17 protein-coding genes and 4 pseudogenes are annotated in these 21,474 nt (G+C 46.0%); 8 read left to right on the top strand and 13 right to left on the bottom strand.

The features are described 5' to 3' along the window. Positions 1 to 456: 456 nt before the first annotated feature. Entirely contained in the window at positions 457 to 1,098 is a 642-nt protein-coding gene (locus GM30_RS02795) for a hypothetical protein (protein ID WP_049847402.1), read from the top strand. Positions 1,099 to 1,164: 66 nt separating this feature from the next. Here the strand turns inward: GM30_RS02795 and GM30_RS02790 are convergent, their stop codons facing one another. The 3 genes from GM30_RS02790 to GM30_RS26980 all read right to left on the bottom strand — a co-directional run bounded on the left by GM30_RS02790 (position 1,165) and on the right by GM30_RS26980 (position 4,248). Beyond that, the gene (locus GM30_RS02790) at positions 1,165 to 1,641 is read right to left on the bottom strand and encodes a hypothetical protein (RefSeq protein WP_049847401.1); all 477 of its coding nucleotides are present in this window, start codon (positions 1,639 to 1,641) and stop codon (positions 1,165 to 1,167) included. Positions 1,642 to 1,761: 120 nt separating this feature from the next. Continuing rightward, positions 1,762 to 3,468: a ShlB/FhaC/HecB family hemolysin secretion/activation protein gene (locus GM30_RS02785; RefSeq protein WP_049847400.1), complete on the bottom strand. Its 1,707-nt coding sequence runs from the start codon at positions 3,466 to 3,468 to the stop codon at positions 1,762 to 1,764. Positions 3,469 to 3,546: 78 nt separating this feature from the next. Next, positions 3,547 to 4,248: a collagen-like triple helix repeat-containing protein gene (locus tag GM30_RS26980; RefSeq protein ID WP_080993376.1), complete on the bottom strand. Its 702-nt coding sequence runs from the start codon at positions 4,246 to 4,248 to the stop codon at positions 3,547 to 3,549. A gap of 1,329 nt (positions 4,249 to 5,577) precedes the next feature. Between GM30_RS26980 and GM30_RS02775 the strand changes: the two are divergent. Then, positions 5,578 to 6,003, top strand: a pseudogene (locus GM30_RS02775) (ATP-binding protein); the annotation flags it as partial. Positions 6,004 to 7,650: 1,647 nt separating this feature from the next. On the opposite strand, the pseudogene GM30_RS27810 reads toward GM30_RS02775, so the two are convergent. Both GM30_RS27810 and GM30_RS02770 read right to left on the bottom strand, forming a co-directional pair. Continuing rightward, positions 7,651 to 7,734, bottom strand: a pseudogene (locus GM30_RS27810) (hypothetical protein); the annotation flags it as partial. A 1,156-nt stretch (positions 7,735 to 8,890) separates the two neighbouring features. Continuing rightward, entirely contained in the window at positions 8,891 to 10,405 is a 1,515-nt protein-coding gene (locus tag GM30_RS02770; RefSeq protein ID WP_049847398.1) for a YdgA family protein, read from the bottom strand. Positions 10,406 to 11,535: 1,130 nt separating this feature from the next. Between GM30_RS02770 and arsC the strand changes: the two genes are divergently transcribed. After that, a complete protein-coding gene (gene arsC, locus GM30_RS02765) occupies positions 11,536 to 11,961 on the top strand; it encodes a glutaredoxin-dependent arsenate reductase (RefSeq protein ID WP_049847397.1) in 426 nt (141 codons plus the stop codon). 64 nt (positions 11,962 to 12,025) lie between these two features. Here the strand turns inward: arsC and GM30_RS02760 are convergent, their stop codons facing one another. Continuing rightward, positions 12,026 to 12,358, bottom strand: a complete 333-nt coding sequence (locus tag GM30_RS02760) for a type II toxin-antitoxin system RelE/ParE family toxin (RefSeq protein WP_202966999.1) — start codon at positions 12,356 to 12,358, stop codon at positions 12,026 to 12,028. After that, positions 12,355 to 12,627 (bottom strand): YlcI/YnfO family protein, encoded by a 273-nt coding sequence (locus tag GM30_RS02755; protein WP_049847396.1) that lies wholly within the window; start codon positions 12,625 to 12,627, stop codon positions 12,355 to 12,357. Before GM30_RS02755 ends, GM30_RS02760 begins: the two co-directional genes overlap by 4 nt. Before the next feature lie 255 nt (positions 12,628 to 12,882). On the opposite strand from GM30_RS02755, the gene GM30_RS02750 reads away from it, so the two are divergent. After that, the gene (locus GM30_RS02750) at positions 12,883 to 13,584 is read left to right on the top strand and encodes a hypothetical protein (protein WP_049847395.1); all 702 of its coding nucleotides are present in this window, start codon (positions 12,883 to 12,885) and stop codon (positions 13,582 to 13,584) included. Positions 13,585 to 13,931: 347 nt separating this feature from the next. Here the strand turns inward: GM30_RS02750 and GM30_RS25950 are convergent, their stop codons facing one another. Next, complete coding sequence (locus GM30_RS25950) at positions 13,932 to 14,186, bottom strand: hypothetical protein (RefSeq protein WP_155483907.1); 255 nt, start codon at positions 14,184 to 14,186, stop codon at positions 13,932 to 13,934. 219 nt (positions 14,187 to 14,405) lie between these two features. Here GM30_RS25950 and GM30_RS27665 point away from each other — a divergent pair, with 219 nt between their 5' ends. Further along, positions 14,406 to 14,594 (top strand): group II intron maturase-specific domain-containing protein, encoded by a 189-nt coding sequence (locus GM30_RS27665; RefSeq protein ID WP_080993375.1) that lies wholly within the window; start codon positions 14,406 to 14,408, stop codon positions 14,592 to 14,594. Here GM30_RS27665 and GM30_RS26970 read toward each other — a convergent pair. After that, positions 14,530 to 14,667, bottom strand: a pseudogene (locus GM30_RS26970) (hypothetical protein); the annotation flags it as partial. The gene GM30_RS27665 and the pseudogene GM30_RS26970 sit on opposite strands and share 65 nt — an antisense overlap. A gap of 134 nt (positions 14,668 to 14,801) precedes the next feature. Here GM30_RS26970 and GM30_RS23665 point away from each other — a divergent pair. From GM30_RS23665 to GM30_RS26850, 3 genes are all read left to right on the top strand, one after another. After that, a complete protein-coding gene (locus GM30_RS23665) occupies positions 14,802 to 15,572 on the top strand; it encodes an HNH endonuclease (protein WP_072094014.1) in 771 nt (256 codons plus the stop codon). Positions 15,573 to 16,150: 578 nt separating this feature from the next. Further along, positions 16,151 to 16,414, top strand: a complete 264-nt coding sequence (locus GM30_RS26855; protein WP_202966998.1) for a hypothetical protein — start codon at positions 16,151 to 16,153, stop codon at positions 16,412 to 16,414. A gap of 18 nt (positions 16,415 to 16,432) precedes the next feature. Beyond that, entirely contained in the window at positions 16,433 to 16,798 is a 366-nt protein-coding gene (locus tag GM30_RS26850; protein ID WP_202966997.1) for a hypothetical protein, read from the top strand. A gap of 1,325 nt (positions 16,799 to 18,123) precedes the next feature. Here GM30_RS26850 and GM30_RS02735 read toward each other — a convergent pair. From GM30_RS02735 to GM30_RS02725, 4 genes and pseudogenes are all read right to left on the bottom strand, one after another. Further along, a pseudogene (locus GM30_RS02735) lies at positions 18,124 to 18,549 on the bottom strand (integrase core domain-containing protein); the annotation flags it as partial. 479 nt (positions 18,550 to 19,028) lie between these two features. Continuing rightward, positions 19,029 to 19,253 carry a hypothetical protein gene (locus GM30_RS25945; RefSeq protein WP_155483906.1) on the bottom strand — a complete coding sequence of 75 codons (225 nt, stop codon included), beginning with the start codon at positions 19,251 to 19,253 and terminating at the stop codon, positions 19,029 to 19,031. Continuing rightward, positions 19,253 to 20,251, bottom strand: a complete 999-nt coding sequence (locus tag GM30_RS25375; protein ID WP_080993374.1) for a VENN motif pre-toxin domain-containing protein — start codon at positions 20,249 to 20,251, stop codon at positions 19,253 to 19,255. Before GM30_RS25375 ends, GM30_RS25945 begins: the two co-directional genes overlap by 1 nt. Positions 20,252 to 20,974: 723 nt before the next feature. Continuing rightward, positions 20,975 to 21,367, bottom strand: coding sequence for a hypothetical protein (locus GM30_RS02725; protein ID WP_049847392.1), 393 nt, complete (start codon positions 21,365 to 21,367; stop codon positions 20,975 to 20,977). Positions 21,368 to 21,474 lie beyond the last annotated feature (107 nt).

The raw sequence follows: 21,474 nt of genomic DNA, 5'->3' as shown, positions 1-21,474 counted from the left end.
TTTATATATTACATTAAACTAATGTATGACTGGCGTGGTACTCGGGGTGTTTTTTGCGCAACACTATGATTATTTTAAAAAATAACACCAATAATAAGAGAAACACACATACAACCAAGATTTTTACCATCAAAACCCTATAAAATGACAACCACGTAGCGCTAACCTTACCTGTCCAAAACATTTATCCCAGCAGACTGCGCCAGCACATAAGTAATTATAGATATAAAAACATCAGAAATATAAAAGAATCCGATAAATAATTCCTCTTACATACCACTTTATTTGAGAAAAATCCTGGTGAAATTCTTATTTTTCATGTTAATAGCGATAAAATTTTTACAACATTTTTACTTGATCGGCAGATGCCTGAAAGCGATCATAATTGCATATTCTAAATTTATTTTTATTCCGACATTTAAAACATTGATATAAACCTCAAAATGGTACATCGCTATGAGCAACAAATATCAAAGTGCTATGCATTGTATAAGTTGTGAATTATCCTGTGAGGTGTTCCCTCAGGAATCAGTACGCTTTCAGTATTGTGATAATGCAAATTTTATATTATGGCCTAAAGAAAACGCCTATCTTCAAAGAGGCCTGCAGGAAGAGTACTTATTACACAGTAGGTTTACTTTATTAAATAGTTTTGCGTTTGTGGACTTCTCAATATCAAACCTGCGCTATTTCATTGATCAAGACTGGATAGATCGCTTGTCAGAAACCGGCATGAGAATCATCATTCTCTCAGACAGGATCCTAGTGCCTTTAGCCAATTACTGGCTAAAAAAATGGGGCGGCATACAAGGGATAATCTATGCGGATGATAGCATCAGAAACATCCGATACAGGTTCGACAGAATATTTTCCGGGCGTTCTGCTAGCGATAAACGGGGAAAAACGCTTAATGATGCCGAGTTTTCTTTATTAGCGTTTCTTTTATCGGGATCCGGACTTCAGGAAACGTACAAGCTCAATGAATTAAACATAAGTGAAATATATATAAGAAAAAATCGCCTTGAGAAAAAACTGGGGCGCAACATGAACAAAATATTCGCCATGATTTCAGGCCAGACAGGAATACATAACACCTGACGCGCTATGATGATTTTATTACTGAGCCTGGCTTATGCGACATATCTTTTCCATTTTTCTGGCTTATTACAATATAAATCCAGCGACAGTACTATAATGCCACTTGCCAAGGCTCTCGTCAGAAAGAGGGCCTTCTTTTAATTCCAGCCATGCATCACAAACGCTGACCCATTCCATTATCCGTCGGCAGGTTTCATCAGACTGCTGGTGGGTGCATGACCGAAAATCGTCCTTACTGTTATCATTAATGACATTATACAATTCGCGTGCGGCGTCGCTCCATTTTTCTTTTGCACTACGCTTTGCATAAAAGAGAAAATCAAAAATAGCACGAAAAGCGATAATCATGCCCAAGTTTTTATATGTCCCGGTAGTTGATGATTGCAATAACGTGTAAAATTGTTTTGCTGTTGTATTCCCTGCAAACAAACACGGCGTATTGAATGACGGATGCACATTACTTATTAATAAAGCGATTTCGTTCTGTTGTTCAACAGACAAAGATTTAAGCCATTTTACTAATGATTCTACTGGATTATTCATCGTATAACTCCGGATACCATTGTTCATTACGAATGAGGGTGTGTAATACTCTCATTCTTTTTCTATATAAATAATTTAATACGTAAATAGTGGTAATTTCCGTTCGCTGTTCTGTCCCATCTAACGAAAATTATTAAAGTTCCACGTCACTGTCAGGCTATAGCGCCAGCTGCGCTGGTGACTGTCGGAAGGAACATTACCTACCGGTCGTGCGGCTTCGAGTGTCATACTGTAATGACGATTATCCCCAAGCATGACGCCTCCAGCGATGGAGCTCAGATGCTGATGATTAAATCCGCTCTGGTTGAACCCCGTGATGGCAGTATCTGCAAGAATGTACGGTTGTACCGTTGTCAGCCATTTCGCCTCTTTACGGGTATGCAGATAACGCAGTTCTGCTTGCGCACCATAGCCAAAATCACCACTCGCTTCGCCATCCTGATAACCCCGACCGAAATGCTGGGCGCCAAAATTCACCCGTTCAGGTTCGGGCAGGTGATTCGCGGACCAGTCTCCTTCCAGCGCCGCCGACAACCGCCAGTGATCGCTCATCATCCATGCGCCATCCAGATTGCTTTTGAGCAGGGTGAAATCGGTATCTTCCCCTTGTGTGGAAGAAGACTCGCTGACGCCCTGGCGCAGCGTCAGTTTCCCGCCGAGACTGCCTTTACTGAAAGCCCTGAAACCGTTCACACCCATTTCTAACGCCGGGTAGTGGACACTCTGTTTCTGGCTTTCCAGGGGGATCGTCTGGCCGAATCCTCGCGCCTGTAACCGGTAAACGTCGCGTTTGTGGGTGTAGTCAACGCCGCCGGTGAGGCCCCACTGCGCTTTACGGGTCAGCAAAAACGGGTAATACAGGCTGGCACCGAGGTTGTATTGCGTCGAGGTGGGGCGGACATCGACAGTAATATTGCGGGGTAGGTTCAGCAGCGGGGTGTACTCTTTTTCCGTCTCGCGGTAATAACTGCCTTTCATGCGCAGGGTCAGCCCATCATCATTGAGATATTGCTGATAGTTCATGCCGAAATAGGTCTGCCGCGTACCGCTGTCCAGCGGAACGATGGTCGCCAGTCCGAGCTGATCGCCATGGCTGGTCAGATTGCTCAGCGTTCCGTTCACCACTGCCAGGTTTTGCCCTTTACGGGTATCGACCGTCGAGGAGAGATCCCACATATGAGGCTGGTCACTTTTGACCTGCATCACCCCTGCGCCGTAAATATTTTGCGGCATCTGCGCACTGACGTTGACCGGAACGCCAGGGATTTGTGTCATCAGCATGCTGTAGCGATCAAACGTATCCTGCGTCAGCGGCTTTTCACGCATGATTTTCTCTGACAACCGCTTCTGCAACGCGGCAATATTTTTACTGTTGCTCTGATTTTCCGTGCGCGCGACATACCCCTCGACAAGCACAATTTTGATATTGCCGTCATGAAAATTTTCTGCCGGAAGCCAGGCGTAAGATAACGGGTAACCATCCGCCTGATAACGCGCAGTGATCTGATTCACTAATCCGGCGAGGGTTTTGAGTGGCACACTCTTTTTAGCGTAAGGGCGAAACGGTTCCAGCAGGGTTTTCAGGGGATATATCGTTCCCCCAATAAACTGAATGTGATTAACCTGAATACGCGTGTCGGGAGACCGCGTGGTTTTGGGGGGGGTGATGGTTACCTGCTGATGATATTTCGCCGACGCAGCGCCGGGGTTACTGTCTGCCAGCCGGGTCGGGTTGTCTTTATCAATGATGGCGGGCAGGTTTTCTGCAGAGGCAAAGGGAAGAATAGTAACGTGTGCAAATAATGCTAAATAAATCGGGAATTTCATTCCAGAGGGTCTCGCATTGATTGGATTTTCACCATGACTGTGTGAAGCAATGTGCCCCGAGTTGGGGCACACAAAGTGTTATGATTTTGGATTAAGAACGCCGCCAAGAAGTCCATTCAGTAACCCACCATTCAGCAATCCACCACTGGTATTTGTTGTGTCTGTCGTATTTACCGTTGTGCCTGCTGTTGTCCCCGTAGCAGTGCTGCCTGTATTCGCCGTTGATGTGTTTGTCAATCCACCGAGCGAGTTAGTGAGGCCGCCAAGCAGACCTGCGCTACCAGACGTATCGGTCGCTGTACCAGGTTTATTCACCAGGTCACCGGTATTGGTTACAAGCTGACCGACGGACTGTACCACCTGACCGACTCCCCCCAGGAGTGGGTTAGTGTTGCCGACATTAGTACCGATGGCGCTAACGGTCGTTCCGACCTGCGTCAACAGGCCATCAACCGGTTTTCCTAATCCAGTTGCAGCTCCGACATTTTGGGTGATGGTTTGTACTCCGCCCACGGTCTGGTTAAGAACCGTCGTTGCACCAGAGGTCAGTTTGCTTAGGCCTGTATTATCTACGGCGGAGGTCAGTCCCGAGCCAGTATTGCTGACAACCTGGCCCACAGTATTTACCACATCACCAACGATGCCAGTCACTCCACCGAGTGGTGATTTACTGCCACTAAGTCCTGTTCCAATGTCAGAAACGGTGTTACCCAATGATGTCACCGACGCGGTCACGCCTTTCAGGGTTGTTCCGACTCCATTAGGATTATTCGGGNNCACAACCCCCTGCCGTAACCCCCTTCCCTGCCGTTTCTACGACATTTCCAAGTCCACTGACAGTGGTAGAGACAGTAGATGTAATTGGGTTATCCGTAGGCAACTGACTGCCAAGCGCATCAAGTGTCCCTCCCACTCCAGATACCGTTTTACCCGCATCGCTTAAGATATTATTAACCGCAGATGTTGATGCGGTAGTGGTCTTACTATCAGAGGTATTTCCACCTGTGGTATTGCCATTATTGTCGGCAGTACTCGTACTACCGCCAGGTATTGTATTGCCGCCAATATTTGAGGTGCCGTTATTCGTTCCAGTATTTGTTCCGGTACCATTATTTCCAGTTGTGCTGTTACTGGCGGTTGAGTTTCCATCCTGACTTTCACTTCCGGCCGTCGAACCTATCGTTGATGTGTTTTTTGCTGATGCCCCCCCCCCGCCACTTCCGCTACAGGCAGAAAGCGAGAAGGCCATGATAATGGCCAAGGCGATGACGCTTTTATTTTGCAAGCGATTTAAATTCATTCTTTATGATTCCTGTAATATATTCTTAATTCGTACAATGACTACTGCGTAATATTTATACGAACTCGTTTTGATTTTTTCAATAAATGATGATTTATTTTTCGACAGTGTAAAAAAAGAACATCAGTCATTTGTGTAAACAATCAGCTTTAATCTCTGGGATTTATAATTTATAAAATTTTAATTCTGATATATTGTTTCAAAATGGAATTGATCAAACATTTCTATCAGAAAAATCTATTTATTACTTTTTGCATATAAAAATTTAGTGATTTTGTGTAAAAAAAGTGTAAATACGCTTATATGTTCTTGTTATGGAAATTGTTTTTGATTGCAACTATTTCCTTGGGGTTAATATCTCAGCACACATAGCTTGATTTTTTGATCGAAAAACCAAGCCATTAGACTGGCCGAGTATCAATGCTAACCAGATCTTTAAATGGCACAGGCAGTATAAAGACGGTTCTCTGACCACCATGGCATCGGACGAAGAGGTCGTACCCGCATCCGAACTTGCTGTGACCAATAAGCAAATCCTCGAGCTTCAGCTCCTTCCGGGCAAAAAGACGATGGATGGAGGAATCCTTAAAGAGGGCGCGGAGTTCTGTCGAGCAAAAAAATAGATCGCACATGTGCTTTTGTTGCCCGGGGACGACGATTAACTGACGTCTGCCGGTGTGTCGCGTGCGCAGCTACCACGATGAAATAACCATTCTGCTGACTGACAGGACAGGTGCTGTAACTGGCGTAATGACGAAACGGACGCTGAGATACTGTCGGACATTCTCGACATTATCAGCGATATGCCCGGCCATCGGGTACTGTTCATGCCACTGGACAGACTGATCGCGACGCTGATGAAAGCGAAACTGGAAAACTGACTGGAGCGCCAGTTACAGCAACTGAGTTATGCCCGGGTGCTAATCCTGGATGAAATAGGCTATCTGCCAATGACCCGCGAGGAAGCCAGCCTGTTCTTCCGGCTACTGAACCGTCGATATGAAAAAGCGAGCATCATCCTGACGTCAAACAAAGGATTCGAAGACTGGGAAGAGATGTTCGGCGATAACGTACTGGCAACGGCGATCCTGGATCGGCTGCTGCATCACTCAACCACGCGAAATATCAAAGGAGAAAGCTACTGGTTAAAGGAGAAACGCAAAGCTGGAGTGCTGGCCAAAAACGCAACACCAATCAGTGACGATGAAATGACGGAAAGTGGACAGCCTCAGTAAAGAAAGCATCTAGCGGGCATGAAAATGGCAAATAACGGTCAAAGATCGTGGCGTTGACATCCGTCACCACGGTCATTTCTCCCGTCACCAGAAAATTCACCGGGGCCAGTAATACTCCCTCATGCGTGAAGTTACGCATCAGCTCCGATTTTCTCACCAGCAGCCCACCTTCCGGTCGTAACCGACACACCTCACCACTGAATCTCGTGGAAAATCTCGGCATTAATGGTTGAAATAGTCTGTTTTTTACTGATATGGTCTTACATGAATTACCTTTCAGGTAATTCAGCTTTGAACTGGTATGCAAAACAAAGTCAGAACGAGCCGGGAAGCCAGCTACTAAGGTTTCCCGGCTTTTTCTTTGCTTTTCACTCCGTAGCAGTCGTCTGTCCGGTAACCCGTTTCGTCGCTCACCACTCACAAGTTTCCCTAGTGGAAATCAACCGAATCGCAGATGCTGAACTGTGTAAGCCGGAGCACCGGTTTCATCGCCTCATTAACTTTTCTGGTATCCCGTCTGCACTGTGCCCTCAGTCTGGTGTCTTTCTGCACGGAAAGGTATTACCGGTCCTCCGGAATCACGGGATAAAGTCGCCCCGGACAATATCCGCCCCTTACCATCCTGTATCACAGGTGTTGACACCTCTGACTACCGTTTCACCAGTAGCCATGACCGTGGAACGTAATCCTCCGGTTAATGACGGGCCTTGCTGAAATGCGGTAAACAAAAAAGGCCGCCTGATGGCAACCAGTAAGTGACCCGGACTGGAAATGAATAAATTAAAATGACGCCGTGTGGCGCTCAGGATTGTGGTGCCGGGTGCCTCCCGGTGTACAGAAAACTGGTGATTTCTGTACGCGCTACCTTTAAACGGAAATTAACCTGCCACCAGTAACGCCCCACCGCTCAGGGGGATCCACCACGGATTTAATCTTAGGCAGTCACCCGGTCGTCGTCAATATCCATATTTACTGTGTCTGATCGCTATCTGAAATCAGGCTCAGTTACCGGGACTGATGATCAGCAAAGGCCGGAAGATACGGGGACTATGGATGTTTTCCGGAGAGCGAAATGCCGGGTAGTACGTGACGCATCGCAATAGTCAACAGGAACAACATTATTCTCATTCAAAATAACTGTCACGATTGTCTGCAGCGACACCACCGATTCTCTGCAACAACCGGATATCTGCAGGAGTGCTATTTGTTATTTAACAGCCAGTTATATAATTACCTTTATGAACATCCACAGTGATTTTTTTTGAATAAGCTAAATACGGGCATCATTGAAGTGCAATCCGAAATAATATTCGTAGAGGTATTTATGAGATTATTTTACCAGAACAATTTTATTTTCAACGAATTAAGCTGATAAATTGTCGAATGATTCATCACCATAATCAGTTTTCTTTCCATCAGAATTGACTGTAATTTGTAGGCGGATTTCAGTAAGGTGTTAGCCAATACAAATGTTAAAAATGTAGCATTCTTTCTCTTTTGAGAGGGGCCCGCATAGATTCGGGCTTTTTTTTCGTGGACGGCAATACAATAACCGGGTGAAAGAGCGGCTTCCCTGAATCGTTAGCCTGCCTGTAAACTAAATATTACTCTACGTCCTTTGCGGAGCGCTTACACTTAAACTGCTATATGCATGCCAAGAATTGAAAAAGGGTCGGCAAAATGACCGGCAAACAACGCATTGATCACGTCTCTATTGATACGATCAGACATGGTTTTCTATCCTGTTTTTTGAGTGTCACGCTCTTCCACAACTGTGGTGACATTTTTGACCTGAACGGCGCAGCTTGTTGACTGTGCATCTTCCCTGCTCCGTCCTACCTTCAGGCAAACTCTGATAGCATCGGTACCAGAGTAATCTTAAAAAAAACCAATAGTTTAATTATCCCCTGAGGCAGGATGAAATATCCTTTAAGACACCGCTAATTTCCCTATAAAACGCAAAATGGTTTGCGCTGCAAAAAAATACTTATAACCCCGGCGAAAGGGAAGTTTTGTACAATCAAACATGCCAGCTTATGACGCAAAATTGCCACGCTTATCCGGTGGTCAGCCTTCGTCGGATTGCGCCGTTTAAGCAACGATGACTGAACTGACAGCTCCAGCTATCCGCAATTTTGCAGGCTACGTATCTCTATGCTCGCTATTACCAGGTGTCCAGATAACTTTTTTCTCTGCCGTTTCATTTTTAATTTGGCTGCCTGAGTAGATAAAATAAAAGGCGACTCACAAATAAAAATGACATGCTGTTTCAGGTACTAAAAACTGCATAAGGAGAACGGTTAGTGCGGCACCCACTCCTGAAATGGTGAACACTGTTCATAAATCATCGGTTTCGCTGCCCAATGGATCCAGCAGACCTGCCTCTACCGACAGTTCCATGCCGTACCGCGGCAGTGACAGACTTTTCGGAGACTGCCAGAGAAGCGGCAAACACTATGAGAAAAGCAGAGAGATTGTCCTGTTGATAAAACTGACTGCTTTCGCGCTGTGTATCAGACATCGCTCATGATCAAGTGCTGTTTGTGAAAAAGGGCCCGCATCATGCGGGCCATCACAAACGAGAAAATCTGGAACGATCGTTATTTTTTACATATCGCATCAGAACGCAGGACAAAGAATACTGAATAAATTAACATAAAAATAACAATTTATAGTGATAATCATTTCACATTTAATCGTTATAATTAGTTGAAATTTAAATGATTTACGTCAAAAAATCCCATGTGAAATCTCTCGTGTAAGCCTCAGATTTACATACAGGCACTCTGTCGATAGCAATACAGCCATGTTTTTAACCTCACAGGGGTTACGGTGTATGACGTACTGAGTGACCGCAGAGTCTTATCTGATTGCTGCGTCCACGGGCTCATTCATGCCCTGACGTTCCGGCATCTCCCGACAGTGCATCCGGTACAGGGAGATTAAGCACCCTGCCTGATATTCCATCAAACACTTCCGGCGATGTTTTATAACCGTTCAGTGTTATCTGCCCTGCGGTGTACAGCAGACTGGCGGTGATACTGTTGTTTTCTTCCGTGGTCAGGTGGAGCATCCTGCCTGTCGCGGACAGGTCTTTCACCTGCCGGGCCACCCGTTTTTCCGCCTCTTCCGGCTTATACCCTCTGAGAATTGCTGACTGCTCCATGAACCCGGTTGCCATAGTGGTCGGGATCACCAGTCTGGCATCAAGTTTTTTCACCAGTTCTGCCCCTGTGCGCGGTGGACGAGGGAGCTTTTCGGGATCGCTCAGTAACAACGACAGGTTAAAGGTGGCTTCACCCCTGTTGTTCGTCCAGCTTAGCGGCGCAATGGTGAGTTCCGGTTCGGCTTTCAGCAGGAGAGGCCACGCGCTCCGCAGGGCATCTGCCTGCGCCTGCAGAAACGGCTCAGGATTGTCTGCAATACCCGTCAATTGCGGCATCGCTTCCTGAGCGTTCGCGTTGTAAATGTACCTGAACCCGTGCCAGGCGAGCCCGGTGATACCGTTCAGCGACAGCGACAGCGTGCCCCTTCCCATATCCTGATTTTTCAGCTTCAGTCTGTTGAGCGTAAAATCAATGCCGCTGTTAAGGGTGCGGCCTCCCTCCGCCAGCCCGGCTCTGCATTTCACTTTCAGCCCTTCCAGTTGCCCGTAATCCCCGCCATCTGAAGAAAAGTCCAGCTTATCAAGCGTGACTGTCTGACTGCCTCCATATCCGGTCAGACCACCGAACCAGCTACCATTGATGAGGAGATTGCTGAGAGTTAACTGAGTGCGCATGCCGTTTTCGTTAATCATCCCGAACTGTACTGTCGGTAATGAGCCTGACAATGAAAACGCGGTACCATCGCGGTCTGCATTAAGCGTAAATTCACCTCCGCTGAGCGACAGTTTTCCCGGATCCGTTTCACGGTTCAGCGGCGCCAGGGTGATCCGGGTGCGGGTGTTGCCATTGTAGCTGATACGGGTATCCATCCCGACGAGAGGCTGACCGTTCGTTGGGTCAAACAACGGTCTGGTTACGTCATTATTCACCAGCATAGTTTTCACGGAGGCGAATACTGGCATCGGGTTAAAGGATTTCAGTGCAGCCAGCGGGAAAGGGCCGTGATCAATGCTCTCTTTTATAACGATGGTCTGACCCGACTTCAGCCAGATTTGCGCCACGCCATCCACGGGTTTTACGACCAGATCGAACTGACTTGTGAACACGCCCCGTTGGTAATTCTGCTGAACCAGTTCCAGGCCCGTTGTGTACGGAGAGCGTTCAGTTTCAGCATTTGCCTCTGTCAACATCTTCTTAATGCGGATTTCGAGTTGTCTGCCGGTATACCAGGTGCTGCCAGCCCAGGCCACACCCAGAGCGGCAATAACACCTGCCGCGATCACCTTCTTTTTCATGATGATTATCCATAACACATGGAAACAGCCGGTACAGGCCAGGGCAAGATAAGAGAAAAGCAATAACGGCTCCGGCTGTCTGGATGACGTCTTACTGTTATATTTTTCCGGGGAATGAAACCAGAAGGATCATAATCAGCCAACCCGGCGTCAATGCCAGAACAGTCATACACACTGACGTCGACATGGTGCATCTCCCTGATAAAAAAGGCCGCCTGATGGCAGCCAGGGAGTGACCAAACCTGAAACTGACTTACTTAAAATGCAACAATATAGCGCTCAGGATTGTGGTGCCGGGTGCCTCCCGGTGAACAGAAAACTGGTGATTTCTGCCCGCGTTACCATCAAGGAAATCAACCGATACCAGTACGCCCATCCGCACAGGTGGATCCACCACGAATTTAATTTAAGTCAGTTACCAGGATGTCGTCAATAACCACATTTAATATGTATGTTTACCATCGGAAATAAGACCCGGTTATCGCGACTCATGTTCAGCAATGACCGGGAAATACAGGGATATCGAACGCTTCCCGGAGACCGACATACCAGGTATTTTACGCGACGCATCGCAATGGCAGCCAGATCTGGTAGTATTCTCATTCAAAATTACTGTCCGGATTGTTTGCTGTGATGTTGCCGGTTGCCGAAATGAGTCTGATGTCTGCGAAAGTAATATTTATTTTTTAACAGGCATTTATATAATTAATTTTGCGAATAACACCAGTGATTTTTTTTGAATAAACTCAATGGGAGTGTCAGAGAAGTGAAGTCAGGCGTAATATTTGTACTGTATTTATAAGAATATTTGGCATAAACAAGTTCATTTTCAACGAATTTTTCTGATAGATTTCGTATGACTCATCGCCATAATACATTTTATTATCAGCCGGCTTACCCGTAATCTGCATCCGGCTTTCAGTAAGGTGTTAGCCAGAACAAATGCAAATGCTAAAAAATGTAGTAATTTTCTCTTTTGAGAGGGCCCGCCAAAATTCGGGCCTTTTTTTCGTGGACGACAATACGATACCTGTTCAGGTGTGATATCTGATGCTCAACGTGAAAGTCTCCTGCCTGTGCTTTCTGCAACGCTGGCGCTACATCTTTCTTTTCGTCATTAAGGTACTGACATGAACAACATTACCATTTACCACAATCCGGCCTGTGGCACGTCGCGTAACACGCTGGAGATGATCCGCAACAGTGGTACCGAGCCAGCCATTATCCATTATCTTGAGAACCCGCCGTCCCGCGGTGTGCTGGTTAATCTTATCGCGGATATGGGGATCACAGTACGGGCGCTGCTGCGTAAAAACGTTGAGCTTTATACGGTGCTGGAACTGGCTGAAGATAAGTTTACTGACGATCAGTTAATCGACTTTATGCTGCAGTATCCGATCCTGATGAACCGGCCGATCGTGGCAACACCGATGGGCACACGTCTGTGCCGTCCGTCAGAGGTGGTGCTGGATATTCTTCCGGATCCGCAAATTGGCGCTTTCGCCAAGGAAAATGGCGAGCAAGTGGTTGATGAAGCGGGTAAGCGACTGAAATAAGCAGCAGGAGGCATCTGCCTCCTTGTGAATGAATCCATGGATAAGGATATTTCTCCGGGATCCATCAGTGATAATCGTCTTCACGCTGATGACGTACTGCCAGGATCGTCACGATGCTGTTGAGCGGGTCGATTTCAAACATGGCAATATAACCAGTGCCCCCGAATGGAATGATCAACTCCCTCAGATAAGGATTGTTGGGCAGTACTTTGCGGCAGTTGTAGGGGAAAAAGGCCAGTTGCCCAACGCCGCATTCGATGGCATCAAGCGCTTTTTGTGCCAGGCAAAGATCGGCATTTTCTTTATCTAGCAGAAATCCATATAAGCGGATCAGATCCTCGCTGGCGGGTAGCGTATACCTGAGCGTGTAATCGGGACACTCCATACCTGGTTTCATTTCATCCTGGCTTTAGCTGTCTCAAGCATCTTTCTGAGCTGACTGTGAACATCCTGTACAGGAACATAGCTGTTTGTCTGTTGCGCCTGGTCACGTGAAGCCAGCGCCCGTTTCAAAAAATCAGCCTGGGCCTGTCTGCGTTCCACCTGGGCACGAATGGCCTCCTCAGCGAAACCAGAGAGTGTTTCATGATCTGTCAGTACGCTCTCTGCAGCTTCGCGCAAAGCCGGTTCAACCCGGATCGCGGGAATGGTTGCGGTTTTACCCATTATCGGACTCCTGTATTTATTGAATCGCATTTGCGATGCAATAATAGCATGGTTTTGAGAGAGTGATACATGGTTTGAGCATCCTGGCATGATTGCGGCACTTCGCTTCAGGTTAAAGTGGCGGCGGGCACACGCAGGTGCCGGCCGTCCGCAAAGGCAAAGTTGATTCACTACGCCCATTTGTATATTTTCATCAGGCTCTTAACCTCATCCTGATTGAGTGGACCCGTCTGGAATATAGTTAAGGAACTTGCGATGAAAATCATCACCCATTCTGATATCAACGCGGTAAAAAGAGCTGCTAAAGCCGCCAGAAAAACCGGTTCGTCCCTGTCTTACATGCAATGGCTGGATCACTTTGCCAGACAAAACCACCAGGTCAGCGGTTTTCATGAACTGCAAAAAATCTGTGACAATGGATTACTGATGTCGGACGATATCCAGGAGCTGTCTGGTGGTATTGTGCATTGCAGATTTTGCGGCTGTAATTTTGTTGCACAACTGGATTGCGATCGCGCAGAGCATAAAAAAAGGCACCGACAATGCGAGCAATTTTTGTCTGCCATGGGATATCTGCCACAGCAGCATGATCGCAGGGAGACAACAAAACGCCAGGGGTACATGCTGATGTCGTCTGCAGATACTGAACAGCAACGCACCGGGGCTTTAGCTGTTTTAGCAGGGCATTTTGATCGTTCCCTGTCTGCTGCAATAGACGGTGATTACTGGAGAGGGCATCCTGATTTTGACGAATACATTGCCATGGCATTGCCTAATGCAGGCTTTACTCCTGCACACATCAAAAGCAGACTCGCTGCAGAATTTGGCGAATACCCCAGTTTTTTTAACGACTCTTACTGGAAGCCGGGAAGAGGGAAAGTGGCCAGAAGTGCGCCGCCCAAAGACCGCAACGGTACACGTAAGAAGCTGTTCATGACGCTGGATTTATCACAGTAAATAAACAAGGCCAGACTTGCGAGTATGGCAGGACTTTTGCCGGACCACTCTGTCACTGACGCTGCTACCTCGTTGCACCAGCGCCATTCTGTTTCGTCAGACTGCTCAGTGATATCCTCCGGGCGGGCGACAAGCAGGCCACAGAGGAGTTCCTGTCCGTACATATTGCTGAATTTAACCGCCAGTACAGCCTGGATGCCTTCAGATATTACATCGAATGGCATCCGCACGGTTCTTTCATCGCTGTTATCAACGAGTGCTGACCGACCAGTGCAGTGCTCCGCGAGCGCAGCGATCCGGCGCGACAATTTTTTTCCCGACGCGCCTTTGGCTTCAGACAAGCTATGTCATTTATCTATGAGGGTGGTACCCAAACTCTTATACAGAGCCTTCATTTTCCTGACGTTTTCCTCATCATAAGCCATGAGATCGTCTGGTGACAAAGAATGGTGGGTAATAAATACTAAATATTTTGTCCCTTCTACGTTAACAAACTTCACATCTTTACTGAGATAACCACCATACTTTTTAGTCTCAACAACATCACTTACTGTTTCGACATCACCTGGTGAAGATTGCCAGACCAAGAAACGTTCGAACAAATTATCCCAAGCAGGCAATAATGCTNATATTTTAAAGTCAGCTCTGGCGTAAGGTCGACATACTCAAGATCCGTACTATAAAAATCAAAAGGTTCGATGCGTAACGATTTATAAACGGAATGGCAGCCGGTTAGTAAGATTGAAGTCAGGAATACACCAATAATAACAAAAGAGTTTTTTTTCATATTTAACATCCAGATAAATAACTTTTAGTCATATATTAAACTAGTCTCGCTAGCCTACTACAGCCTGAATGAACTACCGTCTCTGACGCGCAATCTGCTGAGCTGGGTAAGAAGGCGGTTGCGCAGCCTGCTATGGAAAAAGTGGAAGAAAGGGCAGACACGCCATGAAAATGGCGAAGATGTTGCTGAGGATGCTTTCCTTGCTGATCCAGTGAGTACGTGAGCCACGCCGCTGGCGGGTCTGACGAGTCAGCGCTCCAGTCATCGCTCACATACGTCCAGATACTCCCGGTTTTCCTGCACCCAGGTTGACGGAGAACCGAGCAAGTGATCCATAATGACATGGAAAAAAACCACTAATCCTCGTTCATTGTCATTATTGTCGGTACTTTTATTGTTTGATACATTGATATATAGAGGGAAAATAAGTATGGGAAAAATATTGAACAGAAAGCAGTTTATACAGAGTTATGGAGCAACATGTAAGAACTGGACGTGGAGCTGGTCATTTATAAATCACGATCTCCAGATGGTAATATTTGGAGCCTGGGATTCTGAGCATGAACAGGGGCGTGCTGTTATTCTGAGGAAAGAATGGGAATTTAGCGCCAAAAATATCAGGCAGTCCGGCTATAGTCAGGCAATCGAGCATCTGCAGTATATACATCAAGGATATGATCTCTATACCTTCAATATGGTTCATTCCCCCAGCCCGGAAAATCGGGACGTTGCGGTCATAAAGGATTTTGAACGACGCCTTGAAAAGCGCTGGCTCCAAAAGGAGGGGGATGTCTGGTATGCCGATGTTATCGACCATACATATCCAGATGAGATTACCTTTCCAGAGGAGTATACGGAGGGTACCAGAAAGGTCATCACTGTTAATGCCTACGAAAGAAATCCTGAAGCCAGACGAGCCTGTATCTCTCATCACGGTACCATTTGTAAAGGCTGCGGATTCGATTTCGAAAAAACCTATGGCGAACACGGTAAAGGATTTATCCATATTCATCATATCAGACCATTGGGAACGATAGGTGAGAACTATGGTGTAGACCCGAAAGAGGATATGGTTCCGCTGTGCCCAAACTGTCACGCGATGGTGCACAGAGGCAATGCAACGAGTCCGCTGTCGGTTGATGAACTTCGCAACTTGATTGAAGAAGCGAAAGCGCGACAGGTTTCATTCATGTCATCCTGATTTGCTATAGGGGATTACCGTATACATCGAGGGGGAGTAAATAATGGCTGTGACAGATAAGGCCATAACAAAAACAATGACCCCAATTGTACATTTTTCATCTCACCAAATATCCTCATTTAAATCAGTTGGTTATGGGGTGGTTGGCTTCCTATTTAATGGTCCAGTCAGACCTGATTCATGAAAATCAGGTTTACTTTTTCTTCAGCCAATTCGCCTGCTCAAACTAGATCCACAAGAATAAAAATTTATTCAGGAGAGAATAACGAGTAGAAATTTTGTGCAGAACAGCCAGGAAGCTTATGAACTGATTTTTAAAATCAGATAACAGACCATGGTTGCGGTAACATTCAGGCATCGTTTTTCACCGGGAAAATTTCTATGGACGAGAGTACGTTAGATAAAGTCGCAGAGTTCATTCGTGGTAATGGAGAACTGTATCCAGAGTACCGATCCAGTTCCAAATTAGCCGCATTTTTTGCCCGATAGGGCTTCCTCGCTTTATTCATGATGGCTCTACCCGACAAAAGTGGGTACTGGAATGCCTCAAGTCTTGTAGTCGGGAGGAACAGGCATCTGTGCTAAGGCGCCTTGCATCGCCTAAAGAATATGCTGGTGATCGGTTGAAGATTCAGAACGCATTGGATCTTCTGAATGACATAACCTATGTCGAGGGTTTTAGAATTAAGCTGGTTGGACTGGAAGCAACATTCAAAAAGATAGCGATTGATTATTCCGATAGTCGTGAGGAGAAGGTGTTAACACCTCAGCCTGCACCTGATTTCTTGTCCCTTGGTCTTGAAAGTGGTGTTGGTGAAATACTGATAAATCGGTGGGAATAAGCACAGAAATGTGTGGATGTGGGAGCTCATCTGTCCGCCATTATTATTATGGGCAGCATGCTTGAAGGGTTATTACTTGGCGTTTGTCAGCGAAACCCTGCTGTAGTGAACCACTGCCAATCAGCGCCTAAACACGCTGCTTGCGGTAAAGTGAAACACTTTGCCGAATGGAAATTATCTGAACTTATTGATGTTGCCCATCAGGTTGGATGGCTGGATATGGATGTCAGAAAATTTTCTCATTCTTTAAGAGATTTTCGTAATTTAATTCATCCCTATGAGCAGATGGTAACAAAGGTCTATCCGGATGAAGATACCTGCAATATCTCATGGCTGGTTGTACAAGCGGCGATTAATGATTTAGCCAGAGTGATGAAAGCGTAGAGGAAGGGCAACCGTCACTGTTGTATGCAGCGATGGCTATTTAAATATTAATGAATATCCGGCTCTAGCGCCCCAATCGTCGGCGGTGCGCCAACGGCATGGTTCAGCGCATCGTGCGCCGGTAACGCTTACGCCTGCGCCAATCGCCGGTGAGCTAGGTTGCGGCAGATAATCGCGCCAAAGAACGTGGTTAGGGCCAGGATTCGCCAGCAGCGGATCGTTAATTAACGCATAGCTGTCAGACGGCATCACCGGAACATGATCGTACAGATTGTGATCGCCGGTAATGGCGAGTTATGATAATCCCAGACCAGATTAGCGCCGTAACCATCGCTCATCAGGATATTGTTGGTCAGCGTCAGCCCAACCGAGCCGTCATGGGTGGTCGCCTATTGTCTGAGTAAGTATCCCGCAATCGCGGCGCATTTAGGTTGGATAAGTTGCCGTTGCAGGTAATGCGGCGAAGTAAAAAACAAGCGACTGATCCTACCCACGTAATATGGACACAGCCCTAAGCGAGATTTCCGTTTTCAAATTGTTCCGGGCTGAGACCGCCGCTTACGCTTCAACCGACTTAATCACAGCGATGATCTGATGCTCAGTAAAACGGGCTTTACGCATAGGGATCTCCTTCGTTGGCAGATTGATTATGCCGGATGATCTCTAAATGTGAATGGCACGATTATGCGGGATACTTACACCCACCGAAACAGAAAATATATAACGGAGCGATGCAAGGATATACTTAAGAAATGGGGCGCAAGCCCCATTAGATAAATCATCATTTCTTGGTAAAGTGATGATTGTTCAAGCTTGGTGGAAAGTTCTCGCCTTTATCAACGTGACGATCATACGACGAACCTGCATATGTGTTGTCAGTATCGCGATACTGACCATATGTACCAGTTTCGGGGCATTTCTGACCTGACCAATAATTTGCCATGCTGTTTAATCCTTTTAATTTCATTTCCCAATATACGGCTCCACGGAATGTAGAACCTAGAAATAATTTAGTCTTACTGTTAATAACAATAAAGAATTTGTGGTATGGCATGTGATGAGTATAACAAAAAAAAGACTCAATGAAGAGAAATTGTATGATGCCCTGATCTCTGTCAATGTATGTAGATAAAAAATCCATGTGATATATTAGATTTTATTAATAATTAAAATTATAATAGTGCATCAGGGATTTGCTTTTACATAAAAAACTTCATGCTATAAATGCATAGTTAGTAAAGCCATGCCACATATGAGTGACAGGAAATTATGAATCAACTAAGTTACATGGATTGGCCCCCTATATATCCAGACGCTTTTTCTCTCTACGGTTGCGATAACTTCCTGCGTATATATTCCCGTGGTGAGCGGTACCCCAGCGCACTGTGGGGATGATGCTCGTTGTAATGACTGAACGCCACCGCCAGATTCACCAGCGCCGACCGACTGTCCGCTTTTGGCATAATACTGATGTAATCTTGCTTCATCGTTTTCACGAAGCTCCGGGCTATTCCGTTGTTTCCCGGGCTGCGTACCGCCGTATTCTTCATCTCAGGTTCCACAATCCGGGCAAACTGGCGAGTTTCATGAGCACAATATGCTGGGCCGTTATCCGTCAACCATTCCACTGGAGATGATGGAAACCTCCTGTCGAAACGACGCGCCACCGACCCTGGCATCACGTACTGAACCGTGTCGCTGACATATCAACGGGTACTGACCGACCAGTGCAGTGCTTCGCGAGCGATGCACTTGCTGGTATAACCGTGGTATCCCATACCACCACCTAAATCCGCAGCCAATCTGGCATATTCAGGAGGATCTTCAATCCGAATCAACGTATTGTAATGATTATTTTGCTGGTATAACCGTGGTATCCCATACCACCACCTAAATCCGCAGCCAATCTGGCATATTCAGGAGGGTCTTCAATCCGAATCAACGTATTGTAATGATTATGNAAACGGAATGGCAGCCGGTTAGTAAGATTGAAGTCAGGAATACACCAATAATAACAAAAGAGTTTTTTATATTTAACATCCAGATAAATAACTTTTAGTCATATATTAAACTAGTCTCGCTAGCACGCTCAACGTTCGGCAATTATTGAAACGCTTCCGGTCCTGGAATTTTGCCCCGACGCGCATTTTTCGACCGAACACACTACCGCCCCTCATTAACAGGAGAAGCTACCGCACCACCATCATATAGACTTAATGCTTTACCAGATTCACCGATAATAAAAATACCAAAAAACAAATCCAGCAGGTACTCCCATCCAAGTTAGCTTGAGACAAACAATTAAATCTTTTAATGAAAATGGGAAGCTCTCATTCACATCCCAAGCTAACCATGCCCCTAATAAGCGGCCAAACATAGTCAGGGCAAACAACGCCAAGCTCATAGAGCAGCATAAGGATAAAAGGTTAAGTAATGGCTTAGTGCTATCTTTCATCACTTACCTCCACTATCTTTCAGCTTATCCTGAACCATACCCGATACAGCAGAGTCGCCGACATTACCCATTATTGATGGCAATGGATGCTGCGGGGCTGGTTTCGTTATTGTCCAAACACCAGTTGGAATCCATTCATACTGCTTCGATATTGGGTTTAATTTTTTATCAAATGGAACTTTTAGAACATTACCCGCAGCATAGCCAGCCGAAGCCCCTACTTTACTCAGTAAAGACGCAATAAATGGATCATCACCACTGATTTCAGCTTGGTAATAACCACCTACTGCATTCCATGTCACGGTTGGATTATAACCTTTACCGGCAGTAATCCCACCAATCAGACCGGTTCCTATTAAATCTGAAAGTTTCACTTCTCCCGTCGTACCGTATTGAATACCGGCCCCTAATCCAACACCAACCCCCACAGCTATAAGCTGTTCTTTAGTATTATTGACTGCATTGGTGATAAAGGCCTTACCTCCCATTACCGCAACAGGCCATGAAGTTGGATCGCTGATAACAGACAGTAAGCGATCCCCCTCTGTAATATTATCTTTAAGAAACTTGAGGTCTGAGCCGTTGAGATAATTCACAATAGCCGCCGCATCGGGATCCTTTAGTTTTTCATCCAGTCTGAATTGTCCGGGATGTGGGTCATTAGCAACATTAGTACTTCCCTGAATTAATTCCTCCCATGTTACGCATGCAACACCACCGCCAGTACAGGCTTCAGCCAGTTCCTTACTGTTTTTGTTGCTGATATCCAGATATTTCTGAACAACAGATTTACAGTCTCCACCAGAAGCCTTGCACTCCACCAGTTCTTCATCGAATTGTCGAGCTTCTTTAGAGCTTAAGAAGTTATTCTCAACCGCATTCTTCCCGGTCTGTGCACCAGTCAATGCCCCGGCTGTACTGTTGCCAGCAATACCCCCTGCAAGACCAGACGCCATGGTACTGAGCGCCACAATCAGCTGTTTCTGTTCTTCGCTCAGCTTATCTTTCGGGATATTCGGGAAGAGCTGCTGCGCAATCAGCTCTCCTGTTGCCGCACCCGCAGCGCCTGCCGCTGCATTACCTCCTTCTATTCAGAGTATTGGACACTGAAGTTCGTATCGAGCGCATCGTAGATGGGGCCCGTGATATCAATAGGGTGTTTGCAGAACCAGGCGACCATCAGTTGTTGGATGGCCTTTGATTTTGTTCTTGACAGAGGTATCACTCACTGAATCGGGAGTCGAATAAAGGAATCGAATCAATGGTTTCAGATAGTCCAAGATCAGTAACCTTTCTCTTCTGAAACTCCCGCCAACAACCAGCAAAACCATTTCGAGGTACCAATTTTATCAAACCAAACAATAACAAATAAAAACAATAAGATAAATTTAAAGGTCGATTCCGAGTCCGGTACCACTATTTAAAGAACCCGCCCAAAAGGCGGGTTTTTGCTTTCTGGGGTTCCGGTAGATTTCTGGTCGCGCTGGCCGCAGATGTTACCCCCCTGCTTCTGCGATCCAGCATAAACATTTCTCTTAAGTAGCTACCAACCCCTCTGGTCGCTGTAGCCCTATCTGTCAGAATTCAAATTCCCAATAGACACCATTTCCACACAGTACCTGGCTGACGGGTTCATTACTGCAAGGCTACATCCGGTCTTTGTCCGGTCCAGAGAAGGACCATTTTCTCTTCTGATATGCAAACAGCCTTATCTGGAATCATTACCGTACCCCTCTCTCCCGGAGCAACGTATTTATTTCCTTCAGTGTATTCAACTGCCTCACTTCAAATTCAGTAGGTTTATCAGCATTTGCTAGATTCATCAGCCCAACTACAACACCTGCTCCACCAATGAGTGAGTTTATTAACTCCATTTTGCCCGTGATGAAATACCAACCTGCAGCAATGAGTAACAGCACAGCGCAAAAAGCAAAAACCCACAACACTCCAGTAAATCGTTGATTTCTTTCTTTTTTAACCAGATTCCATCGATGTACTTCCTCCTGGAGTAATTCTTCATTATCACAGTGGAGCAATAGTTTGAACTGATTATTATTTGAGTTATCAATGATGTTCACATCACCCACTATGTCGCCAGAATTAAAATCTCTCATTATCTACCCTTTAAATTTTCAAGAAAATTGCACCATGGCCCAGACAAGCAATGTGCAGCAGTCCTCATCGAATTAATCGGGAATAAAAAACACACTACCCTTATCGT

Origin of the sequence: Trabulsiella odontotermitis (genome assembly GCF_001188485.1) — a bacterium.
Taxonomy (GTDB): Bacteria; Pseudomonadota; Gammaproteobacteria; order Enterobacterales; family Enterobacteriaceae; genus Trabulsiella; species Trabulsiella odontotermitis_A.
Note: the sequence above shows the minus strand (reverse complement) of the source record. Positions and strands in the feature narration are given on the sequence as shown.

What these genes read in the sequence shown, in the direction of transcription:
- GM30_RS02750 (WP_049847395.1), top strand. Translation starts at nt 12,883, where the DNA reads ATGAAAATCATCACCCATTCTGATATCAACGCGGTAAAAAGAGCTGCT.
- GM30_RS02790 (WP_049847401.1), bottom strand. Translation starts at nt 1,641, where the DNA reads ATGAATAATCCAGTAGAATCATTAGTAAAATGGCTTAAATCTTTGTCT.
- GM30_RS25945 (WP_155483906.1), bottom strand. Translation starts at nt 19,253, where the DNA reads ATGAAAGATAGCACTAAGCCATTACTTAACCTTTTATCCTTATGCTGC.
- GM30_RS02760 (WP_202966999.1), bottom strand. Translation starts at nt 12,358, where the DNA reads ATGAAACCAGGTATGGAGTGTCCCGATTACACGCTCAGGTATACGCTA.
- GM30_RS02795 (WP_049847402.1), top strand. Translation starts at nt 457, where the DNA reads ATGAGCAACAAATATCAAAGTGCTATGCATTGTATAAGTTGTGAATTA.
- GM30_RS02770 (WP_049847398.1), bottom strand. Translation starts at nt 10,405, where the DNA reads ATGAAAAAGAAGGTGATCGCGGCAGGTGTTATTGCCGCTCTGGGTGTG.
- GM30_RS02785 (WP_049847400.1), bottom strand. Translation starts at nt 3,468, where the DNA reads ATGAAATTCCCGATTTATTTAGCATTATTTGCACACGTTACTATTCTT.
- GM30_RS02725 (WP_049847392.1), bottom strand. Translation starts at nt 21,367, where the DNA reads ATGAGAGATTTTAATTCTGGCGACATAGTGGGTGATGTGAACATCATT.
- GM30_RS02755 (WP_049847396.1), bottom strand. Translation starts at nt 12,627, where the DNA reads ATGGGTAAAACCGCAACCATTCCCGCGATCCGGGTTGAACCGGCTTTG.
- GM30_RS23665 (WP_072094014.1), top strand. Translation starts at nt 14,802, where the DNA reads ATGGGAAAAATATTGAACAGAAAGCAGTTTATACAGAGTTATGGAGCA.
- arsC (WP_049847397.1), top strand. Translation starts at nt 11,536, where the DNA reads ATGAACAACATTACCATTTACCACAATCCGGCCTGTGGCACGTCGCGT.